Annotated in this window: 22 protein-coding genes and 1 pseudogene; 15 read left to right on the top strand and 8 right to left on the bottom strand. The window is 62.6% G+C overall.

Going from position 1 to position 24807, the window contains the following annotated elements; all coding sequences use genetic code 11:
• The first annotated feature begins 9 nt into the window (after positions 1-9).
• Together NKH21_RS06265 and NKH21_RS06260 are read left to right on the top strand one after the other, a co-directional pair.
• Complete coding sequence (locus tag NKH21_RS06265) at positions 10-801, top strand: alpha/beta fold hydrolase (RefSeq protein ID WP_352664743.1); 792 nt, start codon at positions 10-12, stop codon at positions 799-801.
• Between the two features lie 116 nt (positions 802-917).
• Positions 918-1502 carry a GNAT family N-acetyltransferase gene (locus NKH21_RS06260; RefSeq protein ID WP_352664741.1) on the top strand — a complete coding sequence of 195 codons (585 nt, stop codon included), beginning with the start codon at positions 918-920 and terminating at the stop codon, positions 1500-1502.
• Positions 1503-1537: 35 nt separating this feature from the next.
• On the opposite strand, the gene NKH21_RS06255 is transcribed toward NKH21_RS06260, so the two are convergent.
• Complete coding sequence (locus tag NKH21_RS06255; RefSeq protein ID WP_352664739.1) at positions 1538-2218, bottom strand: hypothetical protein; 681 nt, start codon at positions 2216-2218, stop codon at positions 1538-1540.
• 315 nt (positions 2219-2533) lie between these two features.
• Here NKH21_RS06255 and NKH21_RS06250 point away from each other — a divergent pair, with 315 nt between their 5' ends.
• From NKH21_RS06250 to NKH21_RS06240, 3 genes are all read left to right on the top strand, one after another.
• Positions 2534-3136, top strand: coding sequence for an SMI1/KNR4 family protein (locus tag NKH21_RS06250; protein WP_352863562.1), 603 nt, complete (start codon positions 2534-2536; stop codon positions 3134-3136).
• Between the two features lie 142 nt (positions 3137-3278).
• Positions 3279-4895, top strand: coding sequence for a GMC family oxidoreductase (locus NKH21_RS06245; RefSeq protein ID WP_352664735.1), 1617 nt, complete (start codon positions 3279-3281; stop codon positions 4893-4895).
• The gene (locus tag NKH21_RS06240; protein WP_352664733.1) at positions 4892-6103 is read left to right on the top strand and encodes a mandelate racemase/muconate lactonizing enzyme family protein; all 1212 of its coding nucleotides are present in this window, start codon (positions 4892-4894) and stop codon (positions 6101-6103) included. The genes NKH21_RS06245 and NKH21_RS06240 overlap by 4 nt, the downstream gene beginning before the upstream one ends.
• A gap of 99 nt (positions 6104-6202) precedes the next feature.
• Here the strand turns inward: NKH21_RS06240 and NKH21_RS06235 are convergent, their stop codons facing one another.
• The gene (locus NKH21_RS06235) at positions 6203-7141 is read right to left on the bottom strand and encodes a diacylglycerol/lipid kinase family protein (RefSeq protein ID WP_352664731.1); all 939 of its coding nucleotides are present in this window, start codon (positions 7139-7141) and stop codon (positions 6203-6205) included.
• A gap of 747 nt (positions 7142-7888) precedes the next feature.
• On the opposite strand from NKH21_RS06235, the gene NKH21_RS06230 reads away from it, so the two are divergent.
• The 3 genes from NKH21_RS06230 (at position 7889) to NKH21_RS06220 (ending at position 10135) form a co-directional block, all read left to right on the top strand.
• A complete protein-coding gene (locus tag NKH21_RS06230; RefSeq protein WP_352664729.1) occupies positions 7889-8323 on the top strand; it encodes a DUF4383 domain-containing protein in 435 nt (144 codons plus the stop codon).
• A gap of 6 nt (positions 8324-8329) precedes the next feature.
• Positions 8330-9460 carry a hypothetical protein gene (locus tag NKH21_RS06225; RefSeq protein ID WP_352664727.1) on the top strand — a complete coding sequence of 377 codons (1131 nt, stop codon included), beginning with the start codon at positions 8330-8332 and terminating at the stop codon, positions 9458-9460.
• A gap of 159 nt (positions 9461-9619) precedes the next feature.
• A complete protein-coding gene (locus tag NKH21_RS06220) occupies positions 9620-10135 on the top strand; it encodes a hypothetical protein (protein WP_352664725.1) in 516 nt (171 codons plus the stop codon).
• An 8-nt stretch (positions 10136-10143) separates the two neighbouring features.
• Here NKH21_RS06220 and NKH21_RS06215 read toward each other — a convergent pair whose 3' ends face one another.
• The gene (locus NKH21_RS06215; protein WP_352664723.1) at positions 10144-11766 is read right to left on the bottom strand and encodes an FAD-binding oxidoreductase; all 1623 of its coding nucleotides are present in this window, start codon (positions 11764-11766) and stop codon (positions 10144-10146) included.
• 192 nt (positions 11767-11958) lie between these two features.
• Between NKH21_RS06215 and NKH21_RS06210 the strand changes: the two genes are divergently transcribed.
• On the top strand, positions 11959-12453 hold the full coding sequence (locus NKH21_RS06210; protein ID WP_352664721.1) for a YegJ family protein: 495 nt from the start codon (positions 11959-11961) through the stop codon (positions 12451-12453).
• 13 nt (positions 12454-12466) lie between these two features.
• Here the strand turns inward: NKH21_RS06210 and NKH21_RS06205 are convergent, their stop codons facing one another.
• Both NKH21_RS06205 and NKH21_RS06200 read right to left on the bottom strand, forming a co-directional pair.
• On the bottom strand, positions 12467-13438 hold the full coding sequence (locus NKH21_RS06205) for a DUF3137 domain-containing protein (protein ID WP_352664719.1): 972 nt from the start codon (positions 13436-13438) through the stop codon (positions 12467-12469).
• Between the two features lie 73 nt (positions 13439-13511).
• Complete coding sequence (locus NKH21_RS06200) at positions 13512-14552, bottom strand: CapA family protein (RefSeq protein WP_352664717.1); 1041 nt, start codon at positions 14550-14552, stop codon at positions 13512-13514.
• A 143-nt stretch (positions 14553-14695) separates the two neighbouring features.
• Between NKH21_RS06200 and NKH21_RS06195 the strand changes: the two genes are divergently transcribed.
• The 6 genes and pseudogenes from NKH21_RS06195 to NKH21_RS06170 all read left to right on the top strand — a co-directional run bounded on the left by NKH21_RS06195 (position 14696) and on the right by NKH21_RS06170 (position 22397).
• Positions 14696-15943 (top strand): hypothetical protein, encoded by a 1248-nt coding sequence (locus NKH21_RS06195; protein WP_352664715.1) that lies wholly within the window; start codon positions 14696-14698, stop codon positions 15941-15943.
• Between the two features lie 112 nt (positions 15944-16055).
• Positions 16056-19232 carry an excinuclease ABC subunit UvrB gene (uvrB, locus tag NKH21_RS06190; protein WP_352664713.1) on the top strand — a complete coding sequence of 1059 codons (3177 nt, stop codon included), beginning with the start codon at positions 16056-16058 and terminating at the stop codon, positions 19230-19232.
• A 370-nt stretch (positions 19233-19602) separates the two neighbouring features.
• A pseudogene (locus NKH21_RS06185) lies at positions 19603-21131 on the top strand (ABC-F family ATP-binding cassette domain-containing protein).
• Positions 21132-21234: 103 nt separating this feature from the next.
• Positions 21235-21408 carry a hypothetical protein gene (locus NKH21_RS06180; protein ID WP_023719167.1) on the top strand — a complete coding sequence of 58 codons (174 nt, stop codon included), beginning with the start codon at positions 21235-21237 and terminating at the stop codon, positions 21406-21408.
• Between the two features lie 128 nt (positions 21409-21536).
• Positions 21537-21965 (top strand): VOC family protein, encoded by a 429-nt coding sequence (locus tag NKH21_RS06175; protein WP_352664711.1) that lies wholly within the window; start codon positions 21537-21539, stop codon positions 21963-21965.
• A gap of 78 nt (positions 21966-22043) precedes the next feature.
• Positions 22044-22397: a DUF1428 domain-containing protein gene (locus tag NKH21_RS06170; protein ID WP_352664709.1), complete on the top strand. Its 354-nt coding sequence runs from the start codon at positions 22044-22046 to the stop codon at positions 22395-22397.
• On the opposite strand, the gene NKH21_RS06165 is transcribed toward NKH21_RS06170, so the two are convergent.
• The 3 genes from NKH21_RS06165 to NKH21_RS06155 all read right to left on the bottom strand — a co-directional run bounded on the left by NKH21_RS06165 (position 22384) and on the right by NKH21_RS06155 (position 24683).
• A complete protein-coding gene (locus NKH21_RS06165) occupies positions 22384-24039 on the bottom strand; it encodes a tetratricopeptide repeat-containing sulfotransferase family protein (RefSeq protein ID WP_352863556.1) in 1656 nt (551 codons plus the stop codon). The two genes, NKH21_RS06170 and NKH21_RS06165, sit on opposite strands and share 14 nt — an antisense overlap.
• Before the next feature lie 184 nt (positions 24040-24223).
• Positions 24224-24490 (bottom strand): DUF1488 family protein, encoded by a 267-nt coding sequence (locus NKH21_RS06160; protein WP_352664705.1) that lies wholly within the window; start codon positions 24488-24490, stop codon positions 24224-24226.
• Positions 24491-24500: 10 nt separating this feature from the next.
• Positions 24501-24683, bottom strand: coding sequence for a hypothetical protein (locus NKH21_RS06155; protein WP_352664703.1), 183 nt, complete (start codon positions 24681-24683; stop codon positions 24501-24503).
• Between the last annotated feature and the right edge of the window lie 124 nt (positions 24684-24807).

The following is a 24807-nucleotide window of genomic DNA, read 5'->3' as shown; positions in this document are numbered from 1 at the left end:
GTATTCACCATGAATGAGCTGGATTTCGTGACCGTCGGCGATGGCACACGCATCGCCTACCGCATCGACGCCAACGCCGGGAAACCCGTGCTGATGCTGTCGAATTCCATCGCCACCACACTGCGGATGTGGGACATGCAGGTCGACGAGTTGTCGAAGCATTTCCGTGTTCTGCGTTATGATTTTCGCGGCCACGGAGGGTCGAGCGTTCCGGCCGGCGCTTATTCGCTCGACCGGCTTGGCCGCGACGTGATCGAGTTGCTCGATGCCCTGGGCATTGAACGCGTTCACTTCCTCGGTCTGTCGTTGGGCGGCTTCGTCGGGCAGTGGCTCGGCATCCACGCGCCCGAGCGGATCGAGCGCTTGATCCTGAGCAACACCTCGTCCTATCTCGGACCGGCAAAGCAGTTTGACGAGCGGATTGCCGCCGTGCTGCAGGCGCCGGACATGTCGGAAACCGCCGAGATGTTCCTGGGCAACTGGTTTCCTGCGCGTATGCTGGCGGCCAACGAGCCCGTCATCGAAGAATTCCGCGCCATGCTGCTGGCCATCGACCGGCAAGGCTTGGCTGGCCTGTTCGCGGCGGTTCGCGATGTGGATCTTCGCCGAACCGTAGCGCTGATTTCCAGGCCAACGCTGGTGATCGCCGGCCGCCACGACACGGTGACAGCCGCCAGCCACAGCGAGCTGATCGCGGCGACGGCGCCCGGCGCAAAACTGGTTGTCCTGCCCGCGGTCCACTTGTCGAACGTCGAGTACCCTGCCGAATTCATGGAGGCCGTGCTCGGTTTTCTGCGCTGAGCCGGAGCACGGCGGGGATGCTGAGTGAATGCCCGTTTCGAACATCCCCCGCATCGACCGCAACCTATGATGCGCTAGCGCGCAGTGCAGGCTAGACTGGGCAACATCGATAGCGAATGACGGCTGACATGGAACTCAGCATTCGCCCACTGACGCCCGATCTGTGGCCGGCGCTCGAGGACCTGTTCGGTGACAGCGCCGTGTGCAGTCGTTGTTGGTGTATGTACGGGCGGATCGGTGGTTCTTATCGAAAGCGGCCCGGCGAGGAAAACAAGGCAGCGTTCCGGCAAGCCGTCCAGCATGGTCCGCCTCCGGGTTTGCTTGCTTTCGACGGCGATGTGGCTGTCGGCTGGTGCCAGGTGACACCGCGAGATGCCCTGCCCTGGCTCGATCGGCTGTGGCAGCTCAAGCGCGTGGACGACAGGCCGGTCTGGTCCGTGTCCTGCCTCTACGTGCGAAAACAATACCGCCGGCGGGGCGTAACATCCCAGCTGATTGCACAGGCTCTGGAAGTCGCAAGGCGCGCAAATGCTCCGGCACTCGAAGCCTATCCTTTCGACGCCGACGTGTCGCCGAGCGCTTCCGGCAGCGGATATGCCTCCACCTTCGCGCGCGCCGGGTTCAAGGTCGTTGCCCGCAGGACGCCGGCCCGCCCGATCATGCGCTATGAATTCAAGCAGATTGCCGATCATCGCCTGTGATCGCAGCTTGAAGTTCGGCTACGGGTGGCAAGTTGTCATCCAGCCGCTATTGCGCCCGCTTCGCTTCTCGCTTTTGCGAGGATGGTCGTCTCCGGCGCAACGGCAAATTGCTCACAAAATGCGTCGATGTGATGCTGGCCCCGATCCGCGTCTCCAACGGCAACAAGGGCCAAGCCCCAGGCGAGGTCTGTTTGCACATAGTTTTCCAACGAAAAACGTCGAAATTTCATCTTGGATCGTTGTTCGAAACTAGCAGCAACGTCCTTTAGTTCGGTGATTCTGGACCAGTCCTGCTGGGCAGCATTGAGCGCCGCCAAAGTGGCGCGTTCAACCTGATAGGCGCTATCGTTACTATAGAATGAGCACCAGTTGGGAATCCGGCCCGATGAATCAATCGGGTCAATGCAAAGGTCAAAATTCGCTGACTTCGCCGTTCTTTTCCACCGGAGGCTTCCGCCTTTGAAAATTGGTACAAAGTCGATCGAGACGCCCCAACACGCGGAGAAGGTCATGCCTTTCAACGCCTGAAATTTCAGCAGATAGCGTATATGATTTGTCGGACTGCCAACCCAGAACAAATCCCCTACTCGTTGAAAATCGGATGCCAAGCCGCCTTCCAATGCTCCAGCGGCAATGTCGCCCAACGCTTTACCACGCTGAGGCGCACGACCGAGGTCTGGCTGCCGACGAAATCTTTCGATCAAGCTGGAGAACATCTAACCTCTTCAACGGCAATCGTAATGTTGAGCGTCACCGGCGAACATTACTGAACGCAAACAGATCAATCAAAGCCGTAGCGAGGCTCACCGACATTGCAACAGCTGGACTTCCGCAGCGGATCGCAGCTTGGCAAGTCTCACGTCTCCGGCCGAACGAACTGGCTGGCAACCCTAGTTGTAGGCGCGAAAGTCACCGTCGGGCGTGATTACCAACTCTGTGATGTTCGCCCGTTGTTTTCGATGTGATAGGTCAGGTTGACAAGGTAGACCCTAGGAACCCGTCAAAGTGGGTAAATGGAGCTATTAGGGACAATGCGTTCGCAGGAAGAATGGTCAAGCAATGAAGACGCTCGTGCATACAGAGAGCTCCGAACCCTAGTCGATAAATGGAAACGCCTCGGGCAGAAGACCTATCCGGATGGAACGGAGTGGATTGGCCATACCCCACATCGAGCGCCTCAAGCGCATTTGCATCAGCTGTATGCGCCACTTGGCGCCATCGGAATTAAGCAGCTTGAGTTTGAACTTTCGCATCGACTTCCAGATAATTTCCGTTGTTTTCTCATGCTTCACAACGGGATGGGTCTGTTTGCGAATTGTATAAGCGTATATGGGCTGCGACGTAGCTGGTCACGCACAAATTTGGTGGAGGCAGGTCAACAACCATTCTCCATACTGGAACCGAATATAGAGAGACGGCCAAGCAATGCACCAGACGATGTTCTCTTTATTGGTGCGCTAGGGGACAACGGAGATTTAATTTGCATGAATTCGGATGGGAGGGTCTTTCGCTGGGAGAGTGATGATCCTCTGTCCGGTTCGATCAAATCCTACCCAAGCGTGTTCACTTTCCTGCTGGAAGAAGCCAACGAGGTGGCGGCCCTGTTCGACCCGGGTGGGCGCGAACGCGACTGAACTCCGGCAACAGGCCACAGGCGGCCATTCAAACCGACTATCACCAGTCGCTTTTTTCACATCGGATGCCGGAAGACCCGGCGACGCCGCGTCGCGCCGAAGCCTAGGTTAGAGCCGAATTCCGGAGCCAGCCGCAGCCGCCATGCAGACCTATGACTTCATCATCGTCGGTTCCGGCTCGGCCGGCTCGGTCCTGGCCGAAAGGCTGTCGGCTTCCGGCCGCTTCTCGGTGCTGGTGCTCGAGGCCGGCGGCAGCGACCGTCGCTTCTACGTGCAGATGCCGCTCGGCTACGGCAAGACGTTCTTCGACCCGGCGGTCAACTGGAACTACAAAGCCGAGCCTGACCCTGGGCTTGCCGGCAATGCCGACCACTGGCCGCGCGGCAAGCTGCTCGGCGGCTCGAGTTCGATCAACGCCATGGTCTGGATCAGGGGCGCGCGCGAGGATTTCGACGCCTGGGCAGCGGCCGGCAATCCCGGCTGGGGCTTCGACGACCTGCTGCCCGCGTTCAAGGCGCTGGAGGACAATCAGGCCGGCGCCGACCAATGGCGCGGCGTCGGCGGGCCGCTGCATGTCACCGACTGCTCGACCTCCGTCCATCCGCTCACCAAGCGCTATCTCGCCGCCGCCAACCAGGCCGGCCTGCCGCTCAACCCGGATTTCAACGGCGCCTCGCAGGAAGGCGTCGGCGTCTACCAGATCACCACCAGGAACGGCCGCCGCATGTCGGCGGCGCGTGCCTTCCTGCGCCCGGCAATGAAGCGCAAAAACGTCCGCGTCGAGATCAACGCGCTGGCGACAAAAATCCTGTTCGAGGGCAAGCGCGCCGTCGGTGTCGAGTATCTCCAGAATGGCGAGACAAAGACCGCCCGTGCCGGCCGCGAGGTCATCCTGTCGGGCGGTTCGGTCAATTCGCCGCAACTGCTGCAGCTTTCCGGTGTCGGCCCGTCGGCGCTTCTCGGCGCGCTCGGCATTCCTGTCGTTCACGTCAACGAAAATGTCGGGGCAAACCTGCAGGACCATGTCGGCATCAACTACACCTTCAAGGGCCGGTTGCCGACGCTCAACCAGATCCTGCGCCCGTGGTGGGGCAAGCTGCTGGTCGGCATGCAATACGTGTTTTTGCGCTCAGGCCCACTGTCGCTGTCGATGAACAATGCCGGCGGTTTCTTCCGCACTGACCCTGCGGCGGCACGGCCCAACATGCAGCTCTATTTCCAGGCGTTTTCGACGGTCATTCCAAAGAGCGGCGAACGGCCAATCCTGACACCCGATCCATGGCCGGGCTTTTCCATCGGGCTGTCCAATTGCCGTCCGTCGAGCCGCGGCGAAATCATGCTCCGTTCCGCCAATCCGCGCGACTATCCCAGAATCGTCGCCAACGCCTTTTCGACCGAGGCGGATGTCGCCGAAATGCTGGCGGCGGTGAAATTCGTCCGGAAGATCGCCTCGATGCCGGCGATGGCGGAGATCATCGAGGAAGAGGTTTTGCCGGGTCCGTCGATCACCTCCGATGCGGATCTCATTCAGGATTTCAGGAAGCGCTCGGGCACCGTCTATCACCCGGTCTCGACCTGCCGCATGGGGCCGGACGCGGCGCGCGCCGTCGTCGATCCGCGCCTGAAGGTGCACGACCTCGAATCCCTGCGCGTCATCGACGCCTCGATCTTTCCCGACAACATCACCGGCAACACCAACGCCGCCGCGATCATGACCGGATGGAAGGGCGCCGAACTGGTTCTGGAGGATCAGAAATGAAAATCACCGACGTCAAGACCTGGGTTGTCGGCAATCCGCCGCCCGGCATCGGCGGCAAGTATTTCATCTTCGTCAAGCTCACCACCGATGGCGGCGTCGTCGGCTATGGCGAAGCCTACAACGCCACCTTCTCGGCTCATGTCACGGCGAAGATGGTTGAGGACATGGCCGAGCGCTATCTCGTCGGCCGCGATCCGCACGACGTCGAAAACTTCTTCCGCCGAGCCTATTCATCCGGCTTCACCCAACGCCCCGACGTGTCGGGCATGGGCTGTTTCTCGGCGCTCGAAATCGCCTGCTGGGACATCATCGGCAAGGAGGCCGGCAAGCCAGTCTACAAGCTGCTTGGCGGCCAGGTACACGAAACGCTGCGTTCCTATACCTACCTCTACCCGCACAGCGGCAGCGTCCACTCCGAGGACGCCCGCGGCAAGAACGTCTACAACGATCCCGATCTGGCTGCAGCGTGCGCGCTCGAATATGTCGAGCAGGGTTTCAACGCCGTCAAGCTCGACCCGGCCGGCCCCTACACCGCCTTCGACGGCCACCAGCCGCGCCTCGTCGACATCGACCTCTCCGCCCGCATGGTCAAGGCGATCCGCGAGGCGGTCGGCACCAGAGCCGACATCCTGTTCGGCACGCACGGCCAGTTCACCGCATCGGGTGCGCTGCGCCTCGCCCGCGCCATCGAGCCCTACGATCCGCTGTGGTTCGAGGAGCCGGTGCCGCCCGACATGCCCGAAGTGATGGCTCAAGTCGCAAGGGGCACTTCGATCCCCATCGCGACAGGGGAAAGACTGACCACGAAATTCGAATTTGCCCGGGTCATCGAGAACCGTGCCGCGACCATTCTTCAGCCCGACCTTGGCCGCTCCGGCGGCATTCTCGAAACCAAGAAGATCGCCGCCATGGCCGAGGCCTATCACATCCAGGTCGCGCCGCACTGTTATTCCGGACCGATCGTCGGCGCCGCCAACATTCAGCTTGCAGTGACGCTGCCCAACTTCCTCATTCTGGAATCGCTGAAACAGTGGGACGGTTTTCATGAGAAGTTGCTTAAGAAGAAGATCGAATGGCAGGACGGTAACGTCATCCCGTCGAAGGAGCCCGGCCTCGGCGTCGAGCTCGACGAAGCCGTCTGCGAGGCGCATCCCTGGACCGGCAAGGACCTGCATTTGCAGATGATGCAGACGCCGCTGATGCCGTGACCTGTCGAGCGGGCGACAATATCACGCGATTTCAACGTGTTGGACGCAGGATAGGAATCACCGCCGAAAGAACTTGAATCAATCCCTCAACGGCTTGATTCAATATCTCAGCGTCAATGCGCCGGGCAGGATTTCGAAGGTCGCCGGTATGCGACCCGGCGATTCGCCGTCTATGTCGATCAGCGCGGCGTTCTTTTGCACATCGCCGAGCGGCTCGACAACCACTTTCTTGCCGCGCAGGATGGTGATCGCCGGATGGTTGCGGTGCCGCCCGCCATAGAGCAGGCGGATGTCCCAGATCAGCTTCAGCTTGCCGGCGGCGCGCAGGATGACGATGTCGAACTCGCCGTCGTCAAGCTCGGCGTCGGGCGCAATCATCATGCCGCCGCCGAAGAATTTGCCGTTGGCCACCGCCACCAGTGCCATGCGCGCCTCGACCGGGGCACCGTCGTCGATGGTGATCGCAACCTCCTGGAAGCGGTAACGGAGGAATTCCCAGACCGTGCGCCAGTAGAACAGCGCCCTGGCCGAAACCTTGCCCTTGCGCTTGTCGGCGTTGACCGCGCGGTCGGTAGCGCCGGAAAGCCCGAGACTGGCGATGTTGATGAAATGGCGGCTGGCCAGTGCGCCATGGTCGTCGACATAACTGATGCAGCCGGCATCGACCTTGCGCGGCTTGGCCTCGGCAATCCGCTTCAGCGTCAGATCGACATTGTTCGACAGGCCGAGCCCGCGGGCGAAGTCGATGCCGGTGCCGCAAGGCAGCAGCCCGAGTTCGGCCGTCCGGCCGCTCTCCCGGAAAGCCTTCAGCAGCCCGTCGGCGACCTCGCTGGCAGTGCCGTCGCCGCCTGCCGCGATCACCAGCTCGAAGCCGATGGCGGCAAGGTCGAGCGCCAGCCGTTCGGCGTCCCCCTCGGCCTGCGTTTCACGCAGCTCGAAATCGCCGAAATGTCTTTTCAGCGAAGCCGCAACCTCGGGCCAATGCCGCTTGAGCCTGCCGCCGCCGGCGATCGGATTGAGAACCACCGCGACCTTCAAGCCCGCCCTCCCCAAGGCCATCGAACACGCCTTCCAATTATTTGCCGGCATTGAAGCCCGCGCCGGCCCGCGGGGCAAGGGACGAACGCCCAATAACGCGGTTTCGGCATCGAGACGCCAAATCCCGGCCGCCGGCAGGCGGTGGGCGTCGAAGATCGGCAATCGCTCCAGTGCCGGACTCAGTCCCCGATAATCCCGCTATCCACAGGCTCGCGGCGGTTTCGCCAAACGCTTATCCGGCGTACATTAAACCCATCTCAGGCGGCTACCGATCGCCACGCCGAAAGGCAAAGCGGAACGGCGGATTTCCTGAGGCCCGTACGGCCCTGAACGAGAACAGGCTTGCCTGTTGGAGGGATGGACGCCGAGACCTACGGGGCCGCGGAAAGCGTGCGAACGCCGACGGCGGACCGATGCTGCCATGAAGGACGGCAAAAACCTTCGATGGCGCGCTGGGCAAAGCTCGCACGAGCGGAGACCGGCGTGGTCCGGAACGGACGCTGCCCTCGGGCGGCGACTGGCAGGACCGTCAAAATCAAGGCCGGCATGGCGCGACATCTTTCGGGAGTTGCTGCCGCGACCGTGTCCTGATCTGACAGGGAGGCGCTGGGAGAAATCCCGGCGCCGACTGTCTTTGTGGCCTCGCTAGACGATTTTGCCGGCGACGCTTCACCCTGCGCCAAAATCAGCTACTATCCATTTGCCGTCGGGGGCCGTTTAAAAGGGCTGACGGCAGGGGGACATTTCATGACGCTCATCCAGAAGCTTGCTGTTGCCTATGCCTTCCTGTTCTTCGGTGTTGTTGCCATCGGCTATGTGCCGGCCTTCAACGATGCCGGCAGCAATCTGTTCGGCCTGTTCTCGCTGCAATGGTACGACGATTTGCTGCACGCCTTCTCCGGCGTCTGGGCGCTGGCTGCCGCCTTCATCTCGCACCGCCAGGCGGTGTTCTATTTCAAGCTATTCGGCTCGGTCTACTTGTTCGACGGCGTGCTCGGCCTGGTCACCGGTTCCGGCTGCCTCGATGGCGGCATTTTCATCAACGGCTTCCGCTCCCTGAACGACATCGAATTCCCGGCTCGCTTCTTCGCCAACCTGCCGCACATCGTCATCGGCGGCTTCGCCGTCTATGTCGGGTTCTGGCTGTCGAAACGTGTGTACGACCATTTCGCCGCGGCCTGACCGGCCATGTTCCTGTTCCTCTGGCTGAAGCGCATCATCAAGGCGATCCTCTGGCTCGTCGTCATTATCGTGTTGATCCCGATCGCCGGGCTGGCCTACGGCTTTCTCACGACGCCGTCGCTGGACACAACACCATTGCCGGGCGTGACTGAGGGTGCCCCGCCGAAGGCGCTGGCCGACAAGGTCCGTGCCGAGATCCCCGGCTACCAGCGGCCGGAGGAATCGACCTTTCTCACCTATCCGGAATGGGCCATCGTCTACGCCGCCCGCGAATATGCCGGCTTCGTCGACAAGAACCAGCCGAGCGGTTTTCCCTATCTCTCCTATATCGGCCGCTTCTGGCAGGACTATGCGATGGTCATCCGCGCCAGCTCCACCTACAAGTTCAACCTCGACAACCACCAGATGCTGGTGATCATCGGCACCAGCCACACGATCGAGCACGCTATCCAGTGGGCCTATGAGAATACGGTCGGCCGCGTCACCGAAGCGACAGCCGGCAAGCGCACCGCGGTCGACATCTACCAGGCGAAGGTGGCGGCGGACTATGCCGGTTTTCTCGACCAGGTGCCGTGGTACCAGTTTCCCTATGCCGAAAAGCGTGCCGGCCTGTTTGCCGTCCAGCCGGCAGCGGACGATAGCGCCGTCCGCACCAGCGAACGCAAGCTCGCCTTCGGCCTCGCCGACACCATCAAGCAGGGCTACGCCGATCTGATCAAGTCGGCGCTCGCCGCCACCACCGACCCGGCCTTGCTCGACATTCACGTCTGGGCCAAGGGTCCGGTCAGCGAGGTGACGCGCAACGAGCCCGACACCTTGCTGGAGCGCGATCTCGGCGCCGACGGCACGGTCTTCGTCACCAGGCGCTACCAGGTGTTCACCGACATGATCCCGCGCCTGATCGGCAAGGGCGTCTCCTTCGTCGAGATCGGCGGCAATGACGAGATCATGGTCACTATGCTTTCCAATGACGAGATCAATGTTCCCGAAGGTGCGCGCGCACTGTTCAGCTACCCGCTTCCGGCGGAACCCTCCACGCGCCGCACCGGCCTGACCGTCGCCGTGCGCAAACTGCACCTCGTGCTGCCGGCGCTGATGACGGCGGGCGCCAGGCTCGAGCACGTCTACGATTACTGAGGCCTTTCGGTCACAGCCCGCCTCGACAAGACGTTGCGTGAGGCTCCGCCACGCTCATTCCACAATCGCGGCCAAATCCCGCCTTGTTCCGCAATGATTGATGATGCCGCAGCAATTTGTCCTGCGCACATGCGCCAGGCAACTCGGAGGGACAAGACCGTGATAAAGACCGCCCTTGTCGCCATGACCATCGTCGGCTGCGATTGCGACGCCAGGCTTTGCGAATATATCGGCGAGACGCCCGCCAAATGGTCGACCATCGCCGAATGCGAAGCGGCGATGAAAAGCCAGATGCTGCACGAGCGCAATTTCGACTATCCGCTGGTCTCGGGCATCTGCCGGACACAGAACTCGTCTTCGTCATCGCAGCTCGCTGCGACCGCTTCCGAGCCTGAATTGACGACGGCCAGCACGGCAGCGACAGACCCGCTGCCACCGGAACTGAGCCATCGGCCCAGTGCTGCGGTCGGAACGCAGGCTACGGCGACGGAAACGGAAGCCGTCCGGCCGGTGGCCTATGAAGCGGCGGTCGATGGCGGCCGCGCCGTGCTCTACCGCACGAAGGCCGGCTACGCCGTGGTCAAGACCGATCTCGACCGCGCCGCATCGGCAACGATCGGCATCGCCAGGCGTTCGGCGAACTGGCTGGCGACGAAGCTGCCTGACGGTCTGTAACCGCCGCTTCAGGCCGTGCCGATCAGTGCCTTGATGGCGCGATAAAAAATCGACGAAAACAGCTCGCCCGGATCGTATTGCCGCTTCTTCGCCAGGAAGGACGGCAGTTCCGGATAGGAGGCAAGAAGTTCCTTGCCCGTATAATGAAGCTGGTAGGGCAGGAAAAAACGCCCGCCATGCTTGATCGTCACGTCGATCAGCGCCCTTGTCAGCGCCCGCATCCTGGCATTGCCGTCGGCGTCTGTCGGCTGATTGATGTAGAGCACCAGCGAATAGGCCGGCTCCGGCGCATAGTTCAGCGCCACATCCTCCTTGTGGACGATGCGTACCGACGCGTTGAGCACCGCCAGACTCTGGTTGCGCAGGATCTCGCGCGCTTCCGCGATGAACGGGCTATAGGCCGCCCGCGGGATGAAATACTCGTGCAGGATGTCGGTCTCATCGAGCAGATCGTTGAACAGATACGGCACTGAATCGTGCATCGGATTGTTGCGCGTGACGAGGCAGGCCTCGCCCTCGGCCATTGCCGTCGTCCGCGCCACCGTGCAGCTCTCGAATTGCGGCTCCAGTGTCTTTTCGGTGAACCATTTCAGCTCCTGGAACAGGCTGCCCCATTTCGCCAGGTTGATGATCACCCGCTTGAGCCCGACCGAACCCGGTTCGCCGATTGCCGGCTGGTCGGCCGGCGGCTGGTCGGCCACCTTGTCATAGCGGTAGACGATCATATCCTCGAGGAAATTGCCCGGCGCAGTCGACAGATGCCCATAAAACAGACCGATCGCCCTGTTTGGCTCCAGCACCTCGGCGAAGAACTTTGGAAAGTCGTCCGATTTGATGATCTCGCGCGAGGTCCGGTAGACGGCGTTGTCGACGATGTCGAGCGTCGCCTCCAGCACCACGCCGAACAGGCCGTAGCCGCCGACGACGTGGCGGAACAGCTCGGTCTTTTCGGCTGGTGAGCAGGTTGTCACCGAACCGTCGGCCAGCATCACCCGCATCGAACGGATCGAGCCGGCGACCGAGCCGGCCTGGTGGTCCATGCCATGCGCGTTGACCGACAGCGAGCCGCCGACCGAAAAGATGTCGGTCGACTGCATCGCCTTCACCGCGAAGCGCGGGTGCAAAAGGTTCTGGATGTCGTGCCAGCGCGCGCCGGGCTGCAAGGTCATCGTCTTCGTCGCCGCATCGACGCTGACCTTGTTGAATTTGCGCATGTCGAGGACCAGTGCGTTGTCGTCGAAAGCGTGGCCGCCCATCGAATGGCGCACCGCCGCGATCGAGACCTTCAGGCCATTGGTGCGGGCAAAGGCCAACGCGCTCGCAATGTGGTCTTCCTCGCTGACTTCGATGACGCCGTAGACTGGCGTCATCGACAGGCCGCTGGCATCGTTGATGTCGCCGCCCTTGGTCAGCCATGGTAGCGCCGGATCGTAGGCTGGCGGGCCCTCCAGCGGCTTCTGAGCCAGGTCGATCCCGTCAATGTCGGCAATGCGCCCGGAATTCTTCTGCCCGGACGGACCGCGCGCCAGCCGCGCCACGGTCGTGCCGCCCCACAGCATCGCGCCGCCCACCACCGCCGCCCCCAGCAGCAGCCGCCGCGACAGGCGAAACCCCTTGCGTTCTTCGACCATGCTACCCCTCGCCGCCTCAGAGATAGCGCGAGCTTCCGGCAAAAACCATAGCCGGAGTGCGTAGCAGAACTAGAGCGGCAGTTGCGGCATCAGGAGCATTTTCTTATGGTTGCAGCGAAGGTATTTTTCGCGCTATGATTGAAAATACGAACGGATCCATGATGATGCTGACCATTGTAAGGGCGCCATTCCATGAAGCACCTGTCCCGCGCGATTCTGTCCCTGATGCTAGCGCTTGCTCCGATATCCGCTGAGGCTCAGGATTCCAGTCAGGGCGACGACAGCGTCGTCGCAGTCGCGCCTGACGATCCAGATATGGCGGCGGCGACTGCACAGGCACGTGCCAGCTTGGATGAATTCCTGGCATTATCCCAGACACCGCCACCTGGAACGGACACATTCAAACTGAAGGTGATGATCAAGGACGGAAACGTCACCGAACACTTCTGGGTCATCCCGTTCCAGCGGACCGAAAACGGATTCGTGGGGATATTGGCGAATGAGCCACATAGTGTCCACAACGTCGTGGCTGGCCAGTATATCGAATTCAACCGAGACGATATTTCCGACTGGGGATACACCAGAAACGGTCACCAGGTTGGCAGTTTCACCGTTTGTGTGATGTTCAAGTCGATGTCGAAGGAAGAAGTCGACTACATGCGTAGCCAATACGGCTTCGATTGCTGACCGCCCAGCCGGACTAATCCGCCTCCTCGTCCCTCGCCCCGATCTTGCGCACCAGTGCCGCGGTCGCGAGGATCGTGGCCAGGTCGGCGATCATCGGCGCAACATGCTTGGCATAGTCGAGCGGCACAGAGATGTCCGGCAGTTCGAAGAAGTTCTTCGTCTGCGGAAGCAGCAGAAAGCCGTCGCTGCCGTTGAGCGCGACGCGTGCCGGTTCCTTCGGCCATGTTTCGCCGAGCCATTCGAGCGCCTGCGCCAGCCGGCCGGTCACCAGCGGCCGCGCCGCTTCGATGTTGTCGGTGTGGAACTCATAGGCGGCGTCGAGTTCGGGTACGCCGCATGACAATTGTTCCGTCTTGCCGCCGAACATGCCTCGGAAGAAACCGACCACCATATTGGCACGGCGCGCCGCCACCAACTTTCCCGGGAACGGCGCAATGGTGTCGAACGCGATAATGACGCCCTTGAAGGCCTGCGATGTGGTCTTGCCGTTCCTCTCCAGCAGCGTCACCTCATAGAGCTCGAACGCAAAGTCTTCGTACCGACCGGAAACGACGTCCTCGAAATATGAACGGTTGAACGCGCCAATCGTCTCGCGTGGCAGCCGATCGAAGGAGTTCGGCGTTACGCCATGCTGATAGCGCACGTCCTGGATGAAGCCGAAGACGATCGGCAGCAAGGTGTTGCGGAACGACTGCTGCAATTTGCGCGCTGGCCTGATCGCCTGGAGATAGAGCAGGATCGTCGCCAGGAATCCGCCGATATAGAGGAACACATGCGGGGTCGAGAACCACTGCTCGTTCGGGTCGGCAACCCCGTTGAAGAGCCAGGCCACAAACACCACGAAGACAACCACCGATCCGATGAACAGCGGCACCCGCCAGCGCGTCCGGCGATAGGCCGAAGCCCTTTGCGCCTCGTAGGCCTCGATGTCCTTCCTGAGGCCGGCGATCACCGCTTCGCTCGGCATGAAATCCGCAGTTTCCATCACCCACCCGCCGCCACAAGCCCGCCCGCGTTGGGCATGATAGCCGGTTTGATGGACCGCGTCAGCGCAGCCGTCAGCGCCCGGCACCGAAGATCGCATCGAGGCGGGCCAGAACCCTTTGCCTGGATTTTCCCGCCAGCGCTTCGACCGGCATCAGCCGCTCGTGATCGCCGGCGCGCAGCCGCATGAAGGCATGCAGCCGGTAGGCGGCGATGGTCCCGCGCGTGCCGGGATCGTCGCTGATGTCGACGACGAGAATGGCGCCGATGCGGCCCGGCCATGGCTGGCGCGCGAAGGCGGTGCCGAAGAAATCGCCGAGCCCATAGGCAACGAGCGTCTTGCCGATCCGCTCGATCGGCTGCACGACGTGGGCATGATGTCCGGCCACCAGGCCGACGCCATGTTCGGCCAGAAGCCGCGCCAGTGCCCGCGTCTTCGCACGCGGAAAATGCCGGAATTCCCAATCCCAATGCGGCACCGCGCAGAGGAGGTCGACACCCGAAGCGGCATCGTGCGGCCATTGCGTCGGATCGCCTCGCATCGAGACTCGGCCCGCGAACTGAGCCGCGCCGGTATTGCGCCACAAGGTAAAGGCGGCAAGGCCAATGGTCAGCGAACCAACCGCAAACCGCTCGACCGGAGCCGCAGTGCCGATCGTGCGGATGCCTAATTGCTCCAGCGCGGCGACGGTCTCGTCGAAGCCGGCAATACCCTGGTCGAGCACATGGTTGTTGGCCAGCGACAGTACCAGTTTTTCACGCGGGATGCCGACGGCGGCCAGGGCCTCGGCAAGGAACCGCTCGCTCATCGCGTGATGCGTGCCAAACCTTGTACCCAAAACAGCGCTCGGCCGCTCCACCACCGGGCTTTCGCAATTGCCGACCACTAGATCGGCCGAGGCAAGCAGTGCCGCAATCGCCGGATCGCAGTCCGGCGCGCGGCGATTGGCCACCGCCGAGATATCGCCGACGAAAGCCAGCCGCACCGTCCGCGCCGGCAGCGGTTCGAGCAGGGCTGCGGCCGCCGGTGCAAAGCCGCGCGCGTCGCCATCGAGCGAAGGCCAGAGGAAGCGTGGCAGCCAGGACAGTTTGTAGGAAAGCGGATAGTTCGACACGCGACGCCCAATCGTTTGCCTTGTGTAGACCGTCCGCCGGATTGATTGAAGCGTCGACTGTCATCGGTGAACCACAGGGCCACAGGCGCAGCGAATCAAATGCGTGTATGATCCACTGCGGAGCGACAAAAGGGGCGATCACGATGAAGCGTTTTTCCAGGCTGGTGGCGTGCGCCATCATTCTTCTCCTCCCGCTGGCTTCACCCAGCGCCGCGGCTCCCAAAGCGGCGGCCCTGTTTGAGGCAAAAACCGTAGCTGAACGCGACAGCGCTCTTGCCGCGCTGGAAGCCGCCGCGCCCGGCGATCCGGCCGCGACCTACGCCGCCGGCGCCGGCGAATTCTTCACCGCGCTGGAGATCCTGGCCGGCGGCCTGCACCACCACGGTTTCGAAAGCCCGCAATCCTTCATGCTGCCGCTGATGCGGCTGCCGGTGCCGGACAATGCCAATCCCGAGCCGCTGACCTACGAGCAATTCCGCGCCATTCTCGTCGCCTTCCGCGACCGGCTGGAGAAATCCGCAGCTACGCTGGGTTCGGTACCCGCCGACGCGGACATCGGCATGGTCATCGACCTAACCCGCCTCGGCATCGACCTCAACGAGGACGGCCAGATCGCGCCGGACGAAAGCGCCGCGGCGATCATGGCCTCTCTGTCAGGCACGGGCGGCGCGCCGGCCGATGCCGCCCTCGCCTTCCGCTTCGACCGCGCCGACGGCTATTGGCTGCAGGGCTATGCCGAGTTCCTGATGGCGCAGGCCGACTTCTGGCTGGCGCATGATTTCAGGAACACGTTCGACGGCTCCTTCCACATGCTGTTCCCGCGCGCAAAACTGCCGCTGCAGGATACGCTCGTGCCGCTGGACGGTGGCATGGGCGGCGGCATTCTGACGTCCGAATGGCGCCTCGCCGACTTCATCTCCCTGGTGCATCTCATCAACTGGCAAGTGGTCGAACCTGAACGCCGGCAAGCGGCACGCCGCCATCTCGTGGAAATGATCCGGCTGTCGCGCGAGGACTGGAAAGCCATCCGCGCCGAAACCGACAATGACCGCGAATGGCTGCCCGGGCCGCAACAGAAAGGCGCCAGCCCGCTCACCGGCCTCGAGGTCGGCGAGCAGCAGGTGCAGGCCTGGCTCGCCGCCCTGGCCATGGCCGAGGATCTCCTGGAAGGCCGCAGCTTGCTGCCGCATTTCCGCATCGCCGACAAGGGCATCAACATGAAGCGCTTCTTCGACGAGCCGAAGCCCTTCGACCTGGTGCTGTCGATCACCGGCCCGGCCATCGCGCCCTATCTCGAACGCGGCAAGGTTCTCACCAGCGAGGAGTTCAACCAGATCCAGCGCCAGTTCGGCGGCGCCGGGTTTCTGACGTTCGCCGTTTGGTTCAACTGAGGGCGTGCTTAGACGTCACTCCTGACAGCCTGCTGTCAGCAGCCAAATTGCGCCTCGCGCCACCCGCCACTCCGCTCTTTCCATTTTGGCCGATACCTCCCATATTCGGGCCATGGCCAGACTCTCCGACAAGAAAACGCCGCCGCCGGCGAATGACGAGCGCGCTTCGCCGCCCAAGCGGCGCAGTCCGCTGACCGATTTTCTCGATGCCTCGGAGCCTCTGTACAAGGGTGGCTTTGCCGAGGCGCCGCAGGCCGAGTTCAGCGGCGCGCCGCTGACCGGCTCGATTACCGACTGGGCCGAGCAGATCGAGCAGGAAGCCGAGAAGGAAGGGCGCATTTCCGGCAAAGTCGGCGGCAAATTAGCGAAGCCGGCGAAAAAGATCCCCGAACGCTCCTCTTCCCCCGGCCGTACGGCACGCGGCACCTCGATGGGCGGCGCGGCTTCGGCGCGGGAGCGCACTGCGGCCGGTCTCAATCCGGTTGCCGGCCTCGACATTTCTCTCGAAGATGCCGAGACGATGACCTCCAGCGGCGTTACCGCCACTGTGGCAGCGCTGTCGGCGCTGATCGAATCCGGCAATCCGCTGCACAAGGACGGCGTGCTGTGGACGCCGCACCGCCCGGCCCGGCCGGAGAAATCCGAAGGCGGCATCGCCATCAGGATGGTCTCGGATTTCGAGCCGGCCGGCGACCAGCCGACCGCGATCAAGGATCTCGTCGAGGGCGTCAACAGCAACGACCGCACCCAGGTGCTGCTCGGCGTCACCGGCTCGGGCAAGACCTTCACCATGGCCAAGGTAATCGAAGAGACGCAACGCCCCGCTCTGATCCTGGCGCCCAACAAGACGCTTGCCGCGCAACTCTATTCCGAGTTCAAGAAATTCTTCCCTGAAAACGCCGTCGAGTATTTCGTCAGCTACTACGACTATTACCAGCCTGAGGCCTATGTGCCCCGGACCGACACCTACATCGAGAAGGAATCCTCGATCAACGAGCAGATCGACCGCATGCGCCATTCGGCGACGCGCTCGCTGCTCGAGCGCGACGACGTCATCATCGTCGCCTCGGTGTCCTGCATCTACGGTATCGGCTCGGTCGAGACCTATACGGCGATGACCTTCCAGATGCAGATCGGCGACCGTCTCGACCAGCGCGCGTTGCTCGCCGACCTCGTCGCCCAGCAATACAAGCGCCAGGACATCAACTTCGTCCGCGGCTCGTTCCGGGTGCGCGGCGACACGATCGAGATCTTCCCGGCCCACCTCGAGGACCGCGCCTGGCGCATCTCGCTGTTCGGCGACGAGATCGAGGCGATCACCGAATTCGATCCGCTGACCGGCCAGAAAACCGGCGAGCTGAAGAGCGTCAAGATCTACGCCAATTCGCACTATGTGACGCCGCGCCCGACCTTGAATCAAGCCATCAAGTCGATCAAGGAAGAGCTGAAGTATCGCCTGCAAGAGCTTGAAAAGGCTGGCCGCCTGCTTGAGGCGCAGCGGCTTGAGCAGCGTACCCGCTTCGACCTGGAGATGCTGGAGGCGACCGGCTCCTGCGCCGGCATCGAGAACTATTCGCGCTATCTCACCGGCCGCCAGCCGGGCGATCCGCCACCGACCTTGTTCGAATACATTCCCGACAATGCGCTGGTCTTTGTCGACGAAAGCCATGTCACCATACCGCAGATCGGCGGCATGTATCGCGGCGACTTTCGCCGCAAGGCGACGCTGGCCGAGTATGGTTTCCGCCTGCCGTCCTGCATGGACAACCGGCCGCTGCGCTTCGAGGAATGGGACGCCATGCGCCCGCTTTCCGTCGCGGTTTCGGCGACGCCCGGCGGCTGGGAGATGGAGCAGTCCGGCGGCGTCTTCGCCGAGCAGGTCATCCGCCCGACCGGCCTCATCGACCCGCCGGTCGAGGTGCGTCCGGCCAAGACGCAGGTCGACGATGTCGTCGGCGAAATCCGCGACACGACAAAAGCCGGCTACCGCACGCTGGTCACCGTCCTGACCAAGCGCATGGCCGAGGACTTGACCGAGTATCTGCACGAGCAGGGCATTCGCGTCCGCTACATGCATTCCGACATCGACACGCTGGAGCGCATCGAGATCCTGCGCGACCTGCGCCTCGGCGCCTTCGACGTGCTGGTCGGCATCAACCTTCTGCGCGAAGGTCTCGACATTCCAGAATGTGGTTTCGTCGCCATTCTCGACGCCGACAAGGAGGGCTTCCTGCGCTCCGAAACCTCGCTGATCCAGACCATCGGCCGTGCCGCGCGTAATGTCGACGGCAAGGTCATCCTCTATGCCGACCAGATCACCGGCTCGATGGAGCGGGCGATGGCCGAGACCAACCGCCGTCGCGAAAAGCAGATGGAGTGGAACGCGGCCAACGGCATCACCCCGGAATCGGTCAAGTCGCGCATTTCGGACATCCTGGATTCAGTCTACGAGAAGGACCATGTCCGCGCCGACATTTCGCAGTTCACCGACAGCGCCGGCGCGATGATGGGCAACAATCTGAAGGCGCATCTCGACGCCCTGGACAAGCAGATGCGCGACGCCGCCGCCAATCTCGATTTCGAGAAGGCGGCCCGCATCCGCGACGAGATCAAGCGGCTGCGCGAGATGGAACTGTCCATCTCCGACGATCCGCTGGCCAAATATGCCGACATGGAAAGCCCGGTCTCGGGCCGCGAAAAAGGCAAGCACAACAAGGGCGTGGCCAAACATCGTACATCAGAGGAACAGGAGCGCTTCCGCAAGCTCGACGAGGCACGTGCCGCCGAAGAGGCAGCCAAGGCTGCACGGCCCAACCTCTTCCGCAAGCCGGAGCTCGACGAAATGGGCGCCGACGGCGCCGTGCCGGTCAAGAAGCCGCTGTTCGCGAAACCTTCGTTGGACGATATGGGACCTGGGACCGACATGCCGACGCCGTCAGGCGCGGTGTCCCGTTCGCTGTTCAAGAAACAGTCGGCGCAGGAGGCGCACGGCTCGGATTTCGGTATACCGGGTGAACCGACCAAGCCGCTGTTCAGGAAGAACTCACTGGACGAGATGACGGTGCGGCGGACCGAGAAGCCGGTTGAGGGAAAAGTGCCGGCGAAACCACAGCCAATCTCCCCCCGTGTGGGGGAGATGCCCGGCAGGGCAGAGGGGGGCGCGAAGGAACACGACGTTTCCGCCAAACCCATTGTCCGCCAGCGTGCCGGTATCGGCTCCTACGAGGATCCCGCCGACGCCCGCCGCGAAAAGCGCCGCACCGGCAAGACGGGTCGGCCGGGACGGTAGCGATCCTTCGCGCCCCCCTCTGTCCTGCCGGACATCTCCCCCACAAGGGGGGAGATTGGCAGCTTCGGCGCTCCGCTCACTCCAGTGCCAACCGCTTGCCATCCGCCCCGCCGCTGGTGTAACCCAATCCCTATACTCGAACATTCTGAAAGGAGGGCTGCGTGTATTTCGACCACCACCGTCAGCGCGGCCCTGTCTCTGCCCTGCGAGCTTGCTTGCAGGGCTGACCAGAGACGGTCCGGGTTTTTCTTCCCGCTTCGATTTTTTTGGTCCGCCCTTCGTGGTGCTGCAACGCCGAGCCTGATGGCCAGCCTGCGCACCGTCAAAGTGCATCAGCCGGAATCACTCCGGACAGACCAGAGAAATCGACATGGCCCTGATCAGCCTCAAGTCCCTCGGCGTCACCATGAGTGCGCCGCTCTTCTCCCATCTCAACCTCACCATCGGCGCCGGCGACCGGCTCGGCATCGTCGCCGCCAATGGTCGCGGCAAATCCACTTTGTTGAGGTGCCTGACGGGCGAGTTCGAAGCCACCACAGGCGACATCACCCGCACGCGCGGCCTGCGCGTCGGCTATGTCGAGCAAATCATCCCCGCCGCGCTGGCCGGGCGCAGCTTTCATGAGGTGGTGGCCGACGCCTTGCCGGCCGAGCAGGCCGAAAGCGAGCAATGGCGCGTCGATGTGGTTCTCGACTCGCTCGACGTGCCGCAGCCGATGCGCGAGCGGCCGATGCGGGCCTTAAGCGGCGGCTGGCAAAGGCTGGCGCTGATCGCCCGCGTCTGGGTCACCGATCCCGATGTCCTGCTTCTCGACGAACCGACCAACCATCTCGACCTCGCCAAGATCAGCCAGCTCGAGACCTGGCTGAACGCGCTGCCGCGCGAGGTGCCGGTGGTGATCGCCAGCCACGACCGGGCGTTCCTCGACGCGACGACCAACCGCACGCTGTTCCTGCGTCCCGAACAATCGCCGGTGTTTTCGCGGTCCTATTCGCGGGCGAGGCTTGCGCTGGACGAGGTCGACGCCTCGACCGAACGCAAATTCCAGCGCGACATGAAAGTGGCGCAGCAGCTGCGCCGACAGGCGGCCAAGCTCAACAATATCGGCATCAATTCCGGCAGCGACCTTTTGACGGTCAAGACCAAGCAGCTCAACCAGCGGGCAGAGCGCCTGGAAGAAGCGGCAGCGCCGGCACACCGCGAAAGATCGGCGGGCGCGATCAAGCTCGCCAATCGCGGCAGCCATGCCAAGGTGCTGATCACGCTCGACGATTTGGTGGTCGGAACGCCTGACGGCACGGTTCTGTTCAGCACCGGCAAGCGCCATATCTGCCAGGGCGACCGCATCGTCCTGCTCGGCCGTAACGGCGTCGGCAAATCACGGCTGATCGGCCTGATCCGGAATGCCATCGTCGCGCCGGAAACGGCAGCGCAAGGCGTGAAGGTGACGCCGTCGACCGTGCTTGGCTATAGCGACCAGGCGTTGTCGGGCATCGGCGGCGACGACACGCCGCTGGCGATGCTCTCGCGCAGATTCGATGTCGGCGAGCAGCGCGCCCGCTCGCTGCTGGCGGGCGCCGGCGTTAGCATCGACATGCAGGAGCGCAGGATCGGCGTGCTGTCGGGCGGACAGAAGGCGCGGCTGATGATGCTGGCGCTCAGGCTCGCCAATCCCAATTTCTATTTGCTCGACGAGCCGACCAACCACCTCGATATTGATGGCCAGGAAGCGCTGGAAGCGGAATTGCTGGAACGTCAGGCGAGCTGCCTGCTCGCCTCGCACGACCGCTCCTTCATCCGCGCGGTTGGCAACCGCTTCTGGCTGATCAAGAACGGCGGCTGACCGAAGTCGACGACCCGGAGGGGTTCTTCCAGGAGGTTGCCGAAGCGGGCAGCTGAAAAATTGCGGAAAAAATTCCGGCGCTCTGTCGGATGATGATCGCATGCCACGTCCTTGGGACGCCGACACGGTGATGCCGGCGCCAATCGAGGAGAAAGCATCATGTCTATTCTGTCATCCATAGGCCACGCCGTAACGCGTTACTCGGCGGCTCGCGCCCGTTATCGCAGCGAACGCGCCATCCTTTCATTGCCGATCGAGCTGCGCAAAGATATTGGCTGGCCGGAAATCGTCGTCGACGCGCAAAACAGCCCGCGGATTCGCATCGAAGGTTGAAAGGTGGCAGTTGGCCGTCGCGGCAGACGCCATTTCGAATCCAAAAAACCATCGGCCGTGTAGGATCGTCGCCGTTCCGTTCGTCCTGTGGTTCGCAAAGGCAAACCAGACGCAAAGAGGAGCATGACATGAATGACCAGCCGCAGACCCAGCCCGCCGCCAAAGTGCTTGGCGGATTGACGCCCTACCTTCAGCTGGACGGCGCTTTCAAAGCCGCAGAATTTTACCAAAAGGCCTTCGGTGCCGAGCAGGTCTTTGCCTATCCGTCGGACGAACAGGGCCGTACCATGCATATCCATCTCCACATCAACGGTTCGACCCTGATGCTTTCCGACTTCTATCCCGAGCATGGAATGGCCGCTGTGAAGCCGCAGGGCTACACCATGCAGCTCCATCTCGGCAGCGACGACATCGACGCCTGGTGGAAGCGGGCCATCGAGGCAGGCTGCGAGGAAGTCGTGCCGTTGCAGGTGATGTTCTGGGGCGACCGCTGGGGCAATATGCGTGATCCGTTCGGCGTCGAATGGGCCATGAACGCACCGGTGAAAGCAGCTTAGCATCCCACGCAGGCTGTGTCTGAAATCACCTCTCCCCGCTGTAGAGGGAGAGGAAAACAATCGCATGGAGGAAGACAGATGTCCTATGTCGACGGTTTCGTGCTGGCGGTGCCGAAAGCAAAGCTCGATGCCTACAAGAAGATGGCGCAAATGGGCGGCGCGGTCTGGAAGGAGCATGGCGCGTTGGCCTATGTCGAATGCATTGGCGACGACGTACCCTATGGCGAGGTCACCTCGTTCCCGCGCGCCGTGCAGGCCAAGGAAGACGAGGTCGTCGTCTTCTCCTGGGTCGTCTATGAATCCAGGCAGCATCGTGATGCGGTGATGGCCAAGGTGATGGCCGATCCTCGTCTCAAGCAGGACTGGGAGACCATGCCGTTCGACGGCAAGCGCATGATCTTTGGCGGTTTTCAGCCCTTCATCGAGCTGTAGGCGCCCCTCGATCAAGTTTATCGAGCAGCGGCTTCAGCCGGTCGCCATAGCGCTTCCACAGGTCGACCGAGCCCTGATACATCGGCTGGCGCACTTGCGCAGCCGACGCCGTTCGCACCGGCCGGTCGGTCTGGTGGAACGACAGCACGGCGTCGTCCCACCGCAGGCCGAGATGGGCGATCAGCGCCCGCGACTGGGCTTCCTGGTCGGCGACGAAATCCTCGTAGCGAACGTCGTGCACGGCATCAGGCAGCACGGCGTGCCAGTGCGCCATGATATCGGTGTAGAGATTGTGGAAATCGGCGAGCTCGTCGAGATCGTAGCCGTAGCGATGGCTGTCGCCGCGGAAGTGCACCTTGTAGATCGACAGGCAGGTCGCCGCCGCATCGCGCGCGCAATGGATTATCTTGGCCTGCGGCAGCATCATGTGGATGAAACCGATCAACAGGAAATTGCCGGGCATCTTGTCGGTGACGTGCCGAAAACCCGGATAGCGGGCATGCAGCATGTCGAGATAGGCCTGGCCGGCCTCGGCATAGGCTTTGTCGGGCATGTCGGCGATGCCCCAGGGAAAGCCGCCCTTCATGCCGAGTGGAAACTGCTTGCCGACCGCCGTCTTCAATATGCTGAGCTCGCCGGCGCCATAGACCTGCGGATGGCTGGCGATGATCTGCTCGACCAGCGTGGTGCCGGAACGCGGCATGCCGACAACGAAGATCGGCGTGTCGTCGGCGATCCCGCTCGGCCTGTGCCTTTCAAAAAAGGCCTTGTCGAACACCGCCTTCATCGCCTCGAACTCGCCGCGCGTCTTGCCGGCGTCGTAGTCGATGCCCTGGCGGCGGATCGCGTTGCCTTCGGCGAAATAGTCGAAGGCGCGGCCATACTCCCTGAGGTCGTCATTGGCCTTGCCGAGGCCAAAGGAAAGCTGCATGCGCGCCAGACTGCCTTGCGGCGCCTTGGTGTGCTCCGACTCCATGCGGGCAAGCTCGGCGTCGCGCTCCTTCTGGCGCTTGACCTGGGTAAGCATCAGCCAGGCCCTGGCCATGCCGGGGTCCACCGCCAGCGCCTGCCTGAAAAGATCCGCAGCCTCGTCGAGATTGCCCTTTTCCATCAGCCCGACACCCAGGCCGTGCAAAAGATCGGCATCCTTCGGCCGGATCGTCAGCGCCTCGCGAAAAACAGTCAGTGCCTCATCCAGCCGGCCCGCTTCCTGCAGCGTTTCGGCAAGCCCGACGCGGGCGCGGACATGGAACGGGTTGCGGCCGATCGTGCCGCGATAAATATCCTCGGCGCCTTCGAATTGGCCGAGCTGCTTCAGTGACGAGCCGAGATTGTCACGCGCCGCCAACTGGTCCGGCCGGATCGCCACCACCTTGCGGAAGAGATCGGCGGCGGCCGCGACCCGGCCGAGGTCGCGCAACACGGTGCCCAGATTGTTGAGGAAATCCGGATTGTTCGGCTGCAGACGCACCGATTGTTCGATCAGCGCCAGCCCCTCGGCGCTGCGCCCGGTCTGGTGCAGCAGAAGCCCGAGGAAATGCGCAGCAGCCGGGTGGTTGGCCTTTTGCGACAGCACCTGCCGGTAAAGCGCCTCGGCTTCCTGCCGGCGCCCCGCCTGGTGCAGCTGCAGCGCCTGCTGCACGTGCTGGTCGAGCCCCAGCGGCGGCTGTCCGCCTGAGCCGTAACGTGCGCCTGCCGGTTGTCTCGGATCTCTGTTGATGGGAAACCTGCCGTGTTGTCTGCCTGCCGCGATCTAGGCCATCGCTGCGGCACGTGCAAGAGCAGACGGCGGTCGCTACGAAGCAAACCTCCGAACCCCGGGGAACTTACCGAAAGTCGGCCGGCGTCAGCACATACAAGTTCCTGCGGCCGTGCGAGTAGGCTTGGCGCGCAATCTCGTGGATCGACGAACGCTTGGCGTCGAAGGCGCTGAGGAATTCGGCCTCGGCTCCGCTTGCAGCCGGGTTTGCCGCCGAAAGTGCCGCAACCTCGACAAAGAACGGGACTTCGAGCATGCCGTCATGGCCGACGAAACGAATGCGCTTGGCCGCCGCGTCATAGGAGCGGCTGGGATTGGGAAAATTGAGCGTCATGGCCTGCGCGTCAAATCAGGCGATTGCTTTCGGCAAGCTGGCGCGCCCGCCGCGCCGTGCCGTCGGTATCGGCAATCCTTCGCCTTGCCGCCTCGTCGCTTCTTATCGTGAGGCGCGGCGACAAGACCTTTATCGGCTTGGTGACGGGACTAACTGCAACTGTCGGGACATCCGGTGTTCTTTCGGAGTTCATGACTCTCTTCCTTTCATACCTAAATAAATACAAATGCCGGAGGAATTTGTCCGGAAGTTCTTCAAACAATTTTTGAGGTGCACCGGGATCGTATCATCGTTCTGCAAATAACTATAGAAAAGTA

Origin of the sequence: Mesorhizobium sp. M1329 (assembly GCF_040318035.1) — a bacterium.
Taxonomy (GTDB): domain Bacteria; phylum Pseudomonadota; class Alphaproteobacteria; order Rhizobiales; family Rhizobiaceae; genus Mesorhizobium.
This window is presented reverse-complemented; position numbering and strand designations above follow the sequence as displayed.